The 12,458-nt window shown below is 59.3% G+C and carries 12 protein-coding genes; 4 read left to right on the top strand and 8 right to left on the bottom strand.

Annotation, left to right across the window (positions count from 1 at the left end; all coding sequences use genetic code 11):
* From NKK52_RS07440 to NKK52_RS07475, 8 genes are all read right to left on the bottom strand, one after another.
* The gene (locus NKK52_RS07440) at positions 1-954 is read right to left on the bottom strand and encodes a response regulator (protein ID WP_023669440.1); all 954 of its coding nucleotides are present in this window, start codon (positions 952-954) and stop codon (positions 1-3) included.
* Between the two features lie 64 nt (positions 955-1,018).
* Positions 1,019-2,038, bottom strand: a complete 1,020-nt coding sequence (locus tag NKK52_RS07445) for a chemotaxis response regulator protein-glutamate methylesterase (protein WP_023682287.1) — start codon at positions 2,036-2,038, stop codon at positions 1,019-1,021.
* A 22-nt stretch (positions 2,039-2,060) separates the two neighbouring features.
* The gene (locus NKK52_RS07450) at positions 2,061-4,331 is read right to left on the bottom strand and encodes a hybrid sensor histidine kinase/response regulator (protein ID WP_023682286.1); all 2,271 of its coding nucleotides are present in this window, start codon (positions 4,329-4,331) and stop codon (positions 2,061-2,063) included.
* Positions 4,328-5,032 (bottom strand): chemotaxis protein CheW, encoded by a 705-nt coding sequence (locus NKK52_RS07455; RefSeq protein WP_023819373.1) that lies wholly within the window; start codon positions 5,030-5,032, stop codon positions 4,328-4,330. The genes NKK52_RS07450 and NKK52_RS07455 overlap by 4 nt, the downstream gene beginning before the upstream one ends.
* Entirely contained in the window at positions 5,032-6,273 is a 1,242-nt protein-coding gene (locus tag NKK52_RS07460) for a CheR family methyltransferase (RefSeq protein ID WP_023682283.1), read from the bottom strand. The genes NKK52_RS07455 and NKK52_RS07460 overlap by 1 nt, the downstream gene beginning before the upstream one ends.
* Positions 6,270-6,737: a chemotaxis protein CheW gene (locus NKK52_RS07465; protein ID WP_023669446.1), complete on the bottom strand. Its 468-nt coding sequence runs from the start codon at positions 6,735-6,737 to the stop codon at positions 6,270-6,272. Before NKK52_RS07465 ends, NKK52_RS07460 begins: the two co-directional genes overlap by 4 nt.
* A gap of 23 nt (positions 6,738-6,760) precedes the next feature.
* A complete protein-coding gene (locus NKK52_RS07470; RefSeq protein WP_023682282.1) occupies positions 6,761-8,398 on the bottom strand; it encodes a methyl-accepting chemotaxis protein in 1,638 nt (545 codons plus the stop codon).
* A 353-nt stretch (positions 8,399-8,751) separates the two neighbouring features.
* Positions 8,752-8,934 (bottom strand): hypothetical protein, encoded by a 183-nt coding sequence (locus NKK52_RS07475; protein WP_155923174.1) that lies wholly within the window; start codon positions 8,932-8,934, stop codon positions 8,752-8,754.
* Between the two features lie 569 nt (positions 8,935-9,503).
* On the opposite strand from NKK52_RS07475, the gene nanR reads away from it, so the two are divergent.
* Genes nanR through NKK52_RS07495 form a run of 4 tightly spaced genes read left to right on the top strand, consistent with a single transcriptional unit; the run spans position 9,504 to position 12,407 of the window.
* Positions 9,504-10,211, top strand: a complete 708-nt coding sequence (gene nanR, locus NKK52_RS07480; RefSeq protein WP_023682279.1) for a transcriptional regulator NanR — start codon at positions 9,504-9,506, stop codon at positions 10,209-10,211.
* Positions 10,211-10,516, top strand: a complete 306-nt coding sequence (locus NKK52_RS07485) for a putative quinol monooxygenase (RefSeq protein ID WP_023669450.1) — start codon at positions 10,211-10,213, stop codon at positions 10,514-10,516. Before nanR ends, NKK52_RS07485 begins: the two co-directional genes overlap by 1 nt.
* Entirely contained in the window at positions 10,513-11,340 is an 828-nt protein-coding gene (locus NKK52_RS07490; protein WP_245263055.1) for an HpcH/HpaI aldolase family protein, read from the top strand. Before NKK52_RS07485 ends, NKK52_RS07490 begins: the two co-directional genes overlap by 4 nt.
* A 14-nt stretch (positions 11,341-11,354) precedes the next feature.
* Positions 11,355-12,407 carry an NAD(P)-dependent oxidoreductase gene (locus NKK52_RS07495; protein WP_023682277.1) on the top strand — a complete coding sequence of 351 codons (1,053 nt, stop codon included), beginning with the start codon at positions 11,355-11,357 and terminating at the stop codon, positions 12,405-12,407.
* Positions 12,408-12,458 lie beyond the last annotated feature (51 nt).

A 12,458-nucleotide genomic window follows, 5' to 3' on the forward strand; every position in this document is an offset into this window, starting at 1 on the left:
CTAGCTGCGGGACATGTGAAGCGCAACACGATTTCGTCCTTCCGATTTGGCACGAAACAGAGCCAAATCGGCGGCATTGACGAAATCGTTTGGCGTCTCGTTCTCGGTGGGCACCGCTGTTGCGACGCCGACGCTGATGGTCACGCGATCCGGGCCGTGGGGTATGTTCAACTCTCGCACGCTCTGGACGAGCCGCTCGGCGATCGCACTGGATTGTTCCAGTATGGTGTCGACCAGCACGATGACGAACTCTTCGCCTCCGTACCGCGCAGCGAGATCGGTGGAGCGGCCGGAACCGCTCTGGATTACGCGGGCTATTTGCTTCAGCACATCGTCGCCGGCCATATGGCCATAGGTATCGTTGTATCGTTTGAAGTTATCGGCATCGATCATCAACAGCGACAGTGGGGACTGTGCGCGAAAAGCACGTTTCCATTCAGCCGCCAGATATTCGTCAAAATAGCGCCTGTTACCGAGACCTGTCAGGCCATCGATCCGCGTCAGACGTTCAAGCTCTAGATTTGCACTGATCAGCTGTCGCTGGCTTTCCCTCAGCGCTCGGTGTGCCGAGTCTCGCTGGACGTGATCCAGATAGGCCCGCGTGTGATATCGAATGCGTGCAATCAACTCGATACGATCCGGCAGTTTGACGAGATAGTCGTTCGCGCCCGCAGCGAAGGCTTCGCCCTTGGTGGCTGGATCTTCCTTGCTCGACAGCACAATGACTGGAACCGCGCGTGTCGACGCATGCTTCCTGTATTCTCGCACCAGATGTAGCCCATCCACCCCGGGCATGACGAGATCCTGCAGGATGACGGTTGGCTTTACCTCATCCGCGACCGTCATCGCTCTCAACGGGTCGGTGCAGAAGTGTAAGGAAATATCGGGCTCGTTGGCTAGGGCGCGCCTGACCGCCTCGCAAACCATGATCTGATCATCGATGAGCAGAACCATGGATGAATAGTTATCTGCGAGTGGCGGGACCAACTCTGGTTCTTGCGTCATCGGAAGGGGCCTTTCACGTGGAGCGCTCGCAGGCTTCGATTATACGTGAGCCGATCGCACCCAAAGGAAGAATATCAACAGCCGCGCCGATGTCGGCGGCGGCCTTCGGCATGCCATAGACGGCACTGGTTGCTCTATCCTGCGCGATTGTGAGATGTCCCTTGTCACGGAGCTGTCTCAGCCCGCGCGCACCATCCCTGCCCATGCCTGTGAGCAGAACACCAATCACCGAGCCAGGCCACCATTGCGCCGCACTTTCGAAGAACACATCTACCGACGGCCGATAAACATTGTCCTTGGGGCTGGGCGTATAGCCAAGTTGCTGAGCTGACTTGAAAACCAGATGATCCGCAGAACTGGCAACGAGAACGGTGCCCGCTTGTGGACTATCCCTTTCCCCCGCCGGACGGATCGGGAGACGCGTATGCTGCCCTAGCCAATCAACAAGGCCTGGAACGAACTGAGCATCGAGATGCTGGACGAGCACAATCGCGCCGCGAAAATCAACGGGAAACGCGCTCAGGACTGCGGCAACGGCAGCCGGCCCGCCCGCAGAGGCGCCGATTGCTATCACGTGTCGAGTTGACGGCTCAGCCGCACGTGACATCCGCCTTTTTGCCTGGGTAGGCGCATCGCCGATCAACTTGCCTATCGTTCGGATCTTGTTCGTCAAAAGCCGGGCGGATTGCGAGGACGCGTTGCCTTCGATGCCCACTGACGGAATATCGACTGCGTCAAGCGCGCCATGACCCATTGCTTCGTAGACGCCGGCGAGGTTGGCTTCGATACTGGCGGTCACCAGCAAGATTGAGCACGGGGTTTCCGCCATGATTCTGCGGGTCGCTTCCACGCCGTCCATCTCTGGCATCGCTAGATCCATGAGTATCAGATCCGGCAGATCACGTCTGCAGACCTCGACCGCCTCACGCCCATTGGTCGCGATCCACGCGACCTGATGTTCGCCGGTCAACAGAACCAGTCGACGCAGAAGTTCAACCGCCATCGGCATGTCGTTAACTACGCCGATTCTCATTCGCTGGCTTCCAATCTCGATCTCATTCAGCCGCCTCGCCAATCATGTCCACGACGGCATGGATCAGCGCCTCGTCCTGAAAACTACTCTTGGTCAGATAATAGTCCGCACCTGCGTCGAGCCCGCGCGCGCGATCTTCTTCCCGATCCTTGTATGAAACGATCATAATGGGTGTGTTCTTGAGATCAGCGTCCTTTCTGATCAAACTCACCAGCTCGATGCCATCCATGCGAGGCATGTCGATGTCGGTGACGACGAGATCGAAAGGACCAGACCGGACGGCATTCCACCCGTCCATGCCGTCTACCGCCACTTCGACCTCATAACCGTAGTTGCCGAGCATTTTGCGCTGGAGTTCGCGAACCGTCAGTGAATCGTCAATCACGAGCACGCGCTTGCGCCTGCTCGCTTCGGGACCGCCCGCGGCGCGCCGAAGAGCTCGAAATCCGCTGGACGATGCAAGCTTTTCCACCGATCGGATCAGATCGTCGACGTCGAAGATCAGAACAGGCGAACCGTCTTCCATCAGGGCCGCTGCGCTGATGTCCTTGATCTTGGCAAACCGTGTATCGAGAGGTCTGATCACTAACTCGCGTTCCCCGAGAAAACGGTCAACGATCAGGCCGTACGCATCGCCCCGACCCGCATCCACGACGACGACCGATAGTTCGTTCGGTTCCGATCCGGGCTCACCTCGATCGAGCACCTCGCGAGCGGTGACCAGCCCGATCTGTCGATCGTTCAATCGAAAATGCGGCCGGCCCTGCAGGACGTTGATCTCCGTCCGCTGCAGTTTCAAAGTCTTGGAAATGGCAGCGAGTGGAAAAGCATAGGGCTCTCCATCGACATCGACGAGCAGCGTGCGCAGGACCGACAATGTCAGCGGCAATTGCAGTTGAAATCGGGTTCCGTGGCCAAATTCTGAGGAGACGCTTGCGACTCCCCGGACTTCCTTCGTCATGGCTTGCACTGCATCGAGCCCCACACCGCGACCTGAGACGTCGGTAAGGCCCGCTTTCATGGAAAAGCCTGGCAGAAACAGAAATGCGAGCAATTCGCTTTCGCTGAGTGTTTCAGCACTTTCCCTGGTTGCAAGTTGCCGGGCGACGACGGTCTCGCGCAGCTTCGAGAGCTCTATCCCCCTGCCGTCGTCCACCACGGCTATCTGCAGCAGCCCGGCATTGTGCCTCGCTTCGAGCCTGATGAGCCCCTCTTCGGGTTTGCCCATCGCGAGGCGCTCCTCAGGCGGTTCAAGCCCATGGTCTACAGCGTTGCGCAGAAGGTGCCCCAAAGGGGCATCGAGCTGCTCGAGGATATCGCGGTCGATGCCGGTCGAGCCGCCTACGATCTCCAGTCGCACCCGCTTGCCAAGGGTACGACCGAGGTCGCGGATCATTCTCGCATAGTGTCGCACGCCGTCCTCAAAAGGCCGCATCCGGCTCGCCAACGTTTCGTCGTACAATCTGTTGGCAAGATCGGTCGCTTTCCGATCCACTGAATCCAACTCATCGAAACGCTGCGCCAGGAACGCTTGGCTCAACCGAAGCTTTCGCTGCGCTTCAGCCAGCGCCTCCACCACCGCCGCATCGTTTGAAACCGGCGGCAGCACTGCATGAAGATTGTCGAATGCACTTGCGAGGTCCGATTGAAGTCGCTTCAGCCGTAGCAGCCCGTCAGCGAATGGCCTGAGCCGCCGAGCTTCCATCAGCGACTCGCCAGCCAGCCCGAGCAATCGGTTCAGGCTGTCTGCCGTCACCCGAACCATTCTATCAGAGCCGATGCTGCCGTGGGCTTGCGGTACCGCCCCAACGAGGAGGTTCGCTGAAGAGGTCGTCGCCAGTTGCTCCTGGGCATGATGAGTTGCGAAATCAGCTGCAGAATCTTGGGGCCCGGGCTTTGCCTGGGGGAGGGACAACCCCTCGAACTTCGCGAGAAAGGTTTCGACTTCTGAGTTGGCGCTCTCGCTCGATGATCCCGATGCGATCAATTTCAAAAGGTCAGAACCTTGCAGAAGCGCATCTATATGCTCCCGTCGCACCCTCAGATGCCCGCGTTGCGCTGCGACCAGGCAGTCTTCCATCGCATTTGCAACTTTGACTGCGGGCATCAGGTCGATGATGCGGGCAGCTCCTTTCAGAGAATGCGCGGCACGCATGCATGCTTCCAGGGCGTCGGCGGCGATAGGATCGCGTTCGAGTGCCAGAAGTCCAGAGGTTAGAGCCCGTGACTGCGTCTCCAGTTCGGCCTGGAAGAGGCTGAGCATCGAAACCTGGCTGAAGTCTTCATCTGTCATGCGATGCTCCGATCCAGCATCGTGAGCAGTTGTCGTGGATCGAGACAGCCAACGGCTCGTCCTTGCCATGGCAGCACGGCAACCGTAGCGGCCGACAGTGCCTTGCCAATCATGGCCGGAACAGCGAGAGTGTCGCGTTCCTGGTACCGATGTAAGCCGTGGATCTCATCAACCATAAAAGCAACCCGCTTGTCGCGCTCGCCTACCACGACAAGGCGGCGAAATACCTTGGTTCGTGTGCCTTGTTCCCCTTCCTTGCGCTCGTCTATCCCGAGCAATTCGGCCAGGGACAGGCAAATGAGCAATTCACCACGGACATTCGCAATGCCGAGCAGTGCACTGTTCCTGCGATGTGGAAGTGAATGAACGCGACGAGATTCAGCCACTTCATGAAAAATACCGACCGGAAGTGCCAGCCATTCCTCCCCCAAACGGAAGAGAACGGCCGTCTGCAGCGCGTCGCTGTCTGCCGAATCGATCCCTGCACGACCAGCGTTGTCAGGCCATTCGTCGCGAGATGCCGAGGGAGCTGCACGGTCGAGGAGGCGTCGTGCGATCTTCTTGTAGGTCGGGCAATTGCGGCAGTGGAGATGCTGCTCTAGTAGCGGACATGACTTGTCACCCCGTACGCCTATTTGCCGCCAGCAGTCGTTGATTTCGATCTCCTCCACCGGCTGAGCGATCCTTGTCGAAGCCGCCATCAACTGCCGCTCCTTTTCTGGACCCGACCCAGCCGGCCGGCCAGCGCCTCGGCGCCGTTATGGTCGCCTTGCTTGCTAAGCAGCAAGGCCAGATGGACAAGAGCTTCTCGATGATTTGGCGCGAGATAGAGCGCCTTGCGATAACTTTGCGCGGCTTCGGGTGCAGAACCATCCGCATCCTGGACGAGGCCCAGCAGGTAGAAGATTTCTGCGGAAGGACCGAACTCCCTGAGATGCGCCAGGGCGACCTCCTGTGCCTCCTTTACGCGTCCTGCATTGGCGATCCGTTCAACCGCGATGAGGCTTTCCGAGGCGCGTGCAAGCGGCTTGGCCTGAGCCTGCCCGCGGCCTTCATTGCCAATTGTCGGTCGGAACGGACGAAGAGGCTCGCTCTTTTTGACCTTAGGGCTTGGCGTCCGCACCGGGACGGCGGCCGAAACCTTCGGCGCCGTGGTCTTGACGGGCTCCGATTTCAGAAAGGCGAAGGCCAATGGCCATTCAGCGGAAAGAAAGCCATGCACCCTTGGAAGAGCTGCTTCCGCCGGACCGACCAGAAGAAGTCCATCTTTGGCCAGCAGGTCCTTCAGGCAGATCAATGCGCGATCCTGCAGCTCTCGATTGAAATAGATCAGCAAATTGCGGCAAAGCAGGATGTCATAGACCTCTTGCCCGAAAGGCGCGTGAGAACCGAACAAGTTTCCTACCATGAACCGAACCTGTTTCAGCACCCCAGCAACAGGCCGCAACCCGCCCTCGGCCGCTTCGAAATAGCGATCCTTGAATTCTAAATGGCTGCCGCGAAACGAATTGCGGCCATAGATGGCGTGTTCAGCCGTCGCGATATTGCGGCTGCTGACGTCCACGCCATCGATCTTGAACTCATGCGCCTCAAAGCCGGCATCGAACATGGCCATGGCGACCGAGTAAGCCTCTTCGCCGGTTGAACATGGCAGGCTCAGGATTCTTATCGGCTGAGCAGGCTTGTGCGCGCGCGCATGCCGCGCCAGCATCGTGAACGCTTCTCGGTCGCGAAAGAACCAGGTCTCTGGGATCACCACCGCATTGATCAGCTCCTGCAGCTCCTGCGAGGAACCGGCCAAGTGTTGCCTATAGGCCTCAGGGTTGGTTATCCGGCATGCTTCCATCCGTTCTCTGACCGCCTGACGAACCACTGTCGGACCAACGCTGGCACTGTCCAGTCCAATCGTTTCCGTCAGGAGCTTTTCTATTGCTCCGGTCATTGATCACCTATTGCCGCCTGGCGGAGCAATGCGGTACGAATCTCTTCCGAAAGCAGCGCTTCCACTTTGACCCACTGAATGATCTCCGAACCATCGGAAGCCACCGGCCCAAGATAGGGCGGGGTTCCTGGTTCCAGTCCGAACGGCGCGAAATCGGCCGGGTCTCGCTCGATCGTATCCGTCACCCGTTCCGCGATCAGCCCCAGCAGGCGTCGCTCGCCATCATCCGCCGGATAGCGCGTCACAACGATCCGGGTGCTCAACAGGCGCTCCGATGGTCGGCCAAGCGCAAGAAGGGTGACATCGATCAGGGGGATGGGTATTCCGTTATAGCTGACCAAACCCACCACACCAGTTGGCGCACCCGGAAGAACTTTCACGTCGATATAGGGCAGCACCTCTTCAATTTTGTGGACATCGATCAAGTAGCGATCCGGACCCATGCTGAAGGCGAGGAATAGCATTGTCACATCCTACTGCCGGCTCGCTATGCTCGTAGCTTGAACCTCGATATGCTACTTCGCATGCCGCCTGAGACTTGATTGAGCTCCTCGATCGCGAGCGTCGATTGCTGAAGGGACTCGACTGTTTGCTGAGCTGCCTCGCTTAGCTGGGTTAGCGTGTCGCTGATCTGCCCCGCGCCGGTCGCCTGTGCTTGCATGCCTTCATTGGCGACTTCGAAACGTGGCACCAGCCCCTGAACCTGCTGAATGATCTCGAAGAGTTGCCCGCCGACCTGCTGGATGTCCTGCATACCCCGACGGACCTGCTCGGAAAACTTGTCCATGCCCATCACCCCGGCCGCGACTGCCGACTGGATGTCCTTGACCATTTGCTCGATATCGTAGGTGGAGACAGCTGTCTGGTCCGCGAGCCTTCGGATTTCCGTCGCCACCACTGCAAAACCCCGGCCATATTGGCCTGCCTTCTCCGCCTCGATGGAAGCGTTGAGCGACAACAGGTTCGTCTGATCGGCCACTTTGGTGATGGTCGTCACCACCTGATTGATGCTGCCGGCTTTCTCGCTCAGGATCGCCAGTTTGGAATTGATCGCGCCAGCCGCTTCCATGACCTGCTGCATGGTTTCTTCCATACGGGTCAGCCCCGCTTGCCCCCCGCCAGCCACGGCAGCGGTTTGTTCGGCAACTGTGGAGACCTCGTTCATCGTGCGGACCAGTTCGTTTGATGTGGCGGAGATTTCCTTGGCTGTCGCTCGGATTTCTGTTGTGGTCGCTGCGATTTCAGTCGCAGTTGCCTGCTGTTGCTTGGAGGTGGCGGCGATCTCAGTTATCGACGTGCCGACCTGTATGCTGGACCTTTGAACCTGACCAATGAGGGTTGTGAGATCGTCCGCCATTGCGTTGAAGCCGTCGGCAAGCACGCTGAATTCGTCTCGGCGCCTCAGATCGAGCCGTTCGCTGAAGTCGCCTTGCCGCATCAATTGAACCGCGTCGACCAAACGGGTGAGCGGACCTGTAATGGCGCGAAACAGCTGGTAACCCAAAAGAAGGGCTAGCCCGAGGGCTATCAACAAGCCAACGCTCAAACCGACTTCGGCCGTTCTGACGATCGAGCTGATCCGCTGCGTCGCGCTGTTTGCCTCGCCTCTGTGATCCTCAACCATGGCCTGCAGAGCGGACTGCAATTTTACAAAGATCGGCTCTACTTCGTTCTTGATAGCTGGGCTTTCATTGGGAGTTTCACCTTTCGACAAGGCAGCCCGGCTTGTTTCCAGCACAGCAGTTTCAGCCAGACGGAATTGGTTGGCGAGTTGTTTGACGGCTGCATAATTCTGCTTGTCGATATCGGAGACGATCGTTGCCTCATAGTCGTCCATCGACCGCTGCACCTGGTTGCGATTGGTCGTGATCGCGTTTTCAACCGTGCTTCTGTCTGAGGGGTTGTCCTGAAGGGCATATTCCTGAAGCAGACTATGGGCCGCCATCTGGCCCGTCATGATCTCGGTACTGTGATAAAGGTCCGGAAGGATGCCCTTCTCGACCTCAGTCGCCTCCTCCCCCGCCTGAAGAAACCAGGCGTACGCGATGAGGGCTATCACGGACATGACCACCAGAACGGCTGCGAAACTGACGAGGATGCGGTGGCGTATTGTCAGACTCTTCATGGAACCGGTTCACCAATGGGGGGCATCGTGGGCTGCGCGACAAGCGCTCGTTCCGACATATTCGAAAAGGTGCGTCGAAAAGCGGTAGTCTGATGCTGAATGGTTTCTTTTCCGTTCCATAGCTAATGATGGCGAGGCGGCTCGCCAATCGGCGCCGCCAGAAGCGGTGGTCAAAGGACGACTGCCGTCCACGCACATCAGCCCGACATCGGCTGGATGGCACGCCGCGTCAGGAGGAGCGTGGATGAGCTGCTTGAGGCCACGAATTGAATGACTGCTTAGGCCAGGTCGAGGCAAGAAAGCCGACGTCCTGCTTGCTGCCCCTAAGCTGCCAGGCGGGAACGCGCCTCATATCAGCCGTCCAGCATGATCGTCGCTACTGAAAGCGGAATCGCCGAAACCAGATGTCGCAAACTGGCCAGCGCGTAGATTGGCGTCGAGTGCGGGTTCGGCATTTGCAGGTGACGATAACTAAATGGCAAGCGCCCCCGCCTGAGGCCCTCAGGACTAAAAGATCTTGAGAAAACCAGTTTCAAATGCGCATCCTCAAGCGGCGGCCGCCCACCGCACGAGGATGGGCACAACGTGACGAGCGCTCTGGAGCCTAGAGAGAACTGACCCGACACCACCTTCCTTTGCGGCATTGCGGCGGCGCAAAAAGATTACGAGATGGAGCAGGCGTATTGCCAAATGGGTCCACCAGCGAGAGTTCGCGTTTTCCGCCTCGGCTGTGAACCCCACTTCCATTCGCGGGTCTTGCTCAGGTCGAGGTCTACTTTGCCATCGAGGGCTCATGTTGCAGCTCATAAGCAGGCGGTTGGGTAGGTCTCGGCCAGCACACGGTCCGGTGGCACTCACTGCGGTCCACACCGCAGTTGAAACTGACCACCCGACCCAGGGTTCGAAGACGGTCCCCGATCGGAACACCGAGCAGAGTGTGCTCGCGCTCCTCAAGTCACCGATATCCTTGGTGAAGACGTTGAAGGCGTGTGCAAAGGACGCCTCGGCGGAGTGATTAAACGGCTCGGCTACCGGATGCTTAGACATCGTTGACAAGGGTGCTATGGGATCATAACGTACCTGATTGGTATAACAGGTATGCCACATGATCGGAGTTCTGATCAAGCAGCGGAAGCTTTCGGACGAGGTGGCAGCGCACCTCGAACGGATGATCCGAGAGGGAGAGTTGGCCGAAGCCGACCGTCTCCCATCTGAACGGGAACTCATGCGGCAGTTCGGGGTAGGGCGGCCTTCCATCCGTGAGGCGCTGCTGCATCTGAGCAAAATGGGCCTTGTCGAGGTAAAATCGGGGGAGCGTGCCCGCGTCACTCGACCCACTCCTCAATTCGTGATTGACGCCCTTTCAGGGCCGGCTCGGCACATGATTTCGGCGCCGGGAGGGGTTCACGACTTCCAGAGCGCGCGCTTGTTTTTCGAGGTCGGTCTTGCCCGCAACGCCGCTGTGCATGCTACCCCGGAAGACATTGACAGCCTCAAGGAGGCGCTCGAACTCAACCGGCAGTCGATCGGCGATCTGGCGCGCTTCGAGCGCACGGACGTAGACTTCCATTACGTGCTGGCGGTAATCACCCGCAATCGGATCTTTACAGCTATTCACGCGGCCTTGGCTGAATGGTTGCTCGAACAGCGTCGCACCACATTGGCCAAGGGTGAAGACCGCAAGGCCTACCAGGCTCATCGCGAAATCTTCGAGGCCGTCGCCGCGCGCGATCCAGACGCGTCAGAGACGGCCATGCGCAGCCATCTCGAATATGTGGCCAAGCGGTATCTGCAACTTGCGAGGCCCAAGTGATGACCGGATTTGTCGTCTGGGTCGATTTCCGCCTGAGGCCTGGTGCCCGGGACAGATTCCGAGAACTTGTCGACGCCAATGCGACCGCCTCGATGCGCACCGAGGCCGGCTGTCGCCGCTTTGACGTGACGGAGGCGCGCGGCGAACTGGATCGGGTCCTGCTCTATGAGATTTACGATAGCGAGGCCGCATTCGAGGACCACTGCCGCACCGCTCATTTCGACGAATTCAATACGCAGAGCGCGCCGCTCGTCGTGACCAAGTTGGTGACGACCTGCGACCTCGTTCTTGAAGCCACGCATTGAAGCGAACAAAGGCGGATTGGCCCATTGGGGCGAACGGGAGGAAGTGCATGTCGGAGCCAAGTCTCAGGGCGTTAGCTTCTCACAGGCGGGTCAAGCTCGGTACGCTCGTCGCCGAGTTCGCCACGCCGGGAATCGGTCACATCCTGAAGTCCGCTGGCTGCGATTTCGTCTTTTTCGACATGGAGCATTCGGGATTTAGCTTGGAAACGCTGAAGAGTGCGATCCGTTATTTCGAGGCGGCCGATCTGCCGGTCATGGTGCGTGTGCCGTCGCAGGACTACCATTTCCTCGCCCGCGCCATGGACATGGGCGCCGAAGGCCTGATCGCGCCGATGGTGAGCAGCGTCGAACAGGCGCAGCACATCATCAACTCCATGAAATACCACCCTGCCGGCGCCCGCGGCGTGGCGCTGCAGATCGCTCATGACCGTTACCGTCCGGGCGCGGTCGCTGACAAATTCGAGGCCGCCAACAAGCGCTCGACGTTCATCTGCCTGATCGAGACCGCCGACGGCGTCAAGAACATTGACGGCATCGCGGGACTGGACGGGGTCGATTGTCTGTGGGTCGGACATTTCGATCTGTCCGTCTCGCTCGGCATTCCTGGCGGCTTCGCCCACCCCACTTTCACTGCTGCAATGGCCAAAATCGTTGCCGCCGCCAAGAAGCACAACAAATCGCTTGGACGCTTGGTGCCCAACGTCGCCCAGGGACACGAGTTCTACGCACAGGGCTTCGATTTCATTTGTTATTCAGGCGACGTTTGGGTCCTGCACGACGCGATCGCCGACGCGGTTTCCAAGATCCGGGCCGGGTGCCAATAGGAGCGGAGGAGACGATGGACAGCGTGAAATTCAGGGTGGCGCTTTCCGGTGATTTCCGCAGGCCGGACGGCTCGCCGACCTACCCAGATTTCGATCTGGAGCCGCTGCGCAATGCGACAGGTGTCGAGATGGTGTTCCTGGAGTCAAACAGTCCGCTTCGCGCCGACCAACTTGAGGATTTCGATGCGCTGATCCTCCTCGCCCATCGTTTCGATGCCACGAGTGTCCCCAGGAGCGGCCGCCTGGCCGTCGTTGCCCGCTTCGGGGTCGGCTACGACACTGTCGACGTTGAGGCATGCACCGCAGCCGGTATTGCCTTGGTCATCACGCCCGATGGCGTGCGACGGCCCGTCGCCGTATCCGTCGTCACCTTCATGCTGGCGCTGACCGGCAAGCTGCTGACAAAGGACGCGCTCACCCGCAAAGGGTCTGTTGGTTTTGAGAAGCGCTCCGAACATATGGGGGTCGGCCTCGTCGGGCGTACGCTTGGGTCGCTGGGCATCGGCAACATCGGTGCCGAGGTCTTCCGCTTGGCGAAGCCCTTTGACATGCAATTCATCGCCCATGACCCGTTTGCCGACAAGGGGGTCGCTGCCGACCTGGGCGTCGAGCTGGTAGGGCTGGAGGATCTGTTTCGCCGCGCCGACGTGCTGTCGGTGAGTTGCCCCCTGTCGCCCCAGACCCACCACATCGTCAATGCCGAGCGGATCGCCCTGATGAAGCCGACAGCTTACCTGATCAACACCGCGCGCGGCCCGATCGTCGACCAGAAAGCGCTGACGCAAGCACTGCAGGAGCGCCGCATCGCCGGCGCCGGTCTAGACGTGCTGGAACAAGAGCCTCCCGACGCAGACGATGCGATCCTCAAACTCGACAATGTCATCCTGGCGCCGCACGCGCTTTGCTGGACCGACCAGTGCTTTGCCGGCAACGGTGCCGCGGACGTCAAAGCGGTAATGGAGGTGCAGCGCGGTCGCGAGCCGCGCGGCGTGGTCAATCGCGAGGTGCTTTCGAGCGAGCTGTGGAAGACCAGGCTGTCTGGGCTCGCCGCCCGCTTTGGAACCTAGGAGGACACTGATTTTCGGCGCGCCGCCGCGGCCTGTTTGCGGCGACCTTAC

The sequence above is a fragment of the Mesorhizobium sp. C277A genome, from assembly GCF_040324395.1.
Lineage (GTDB): Bacteria > Pseudomonadota > Alphaproteobacteria > Rhizobiales > Rhizobiaceae > Mesorhizobium.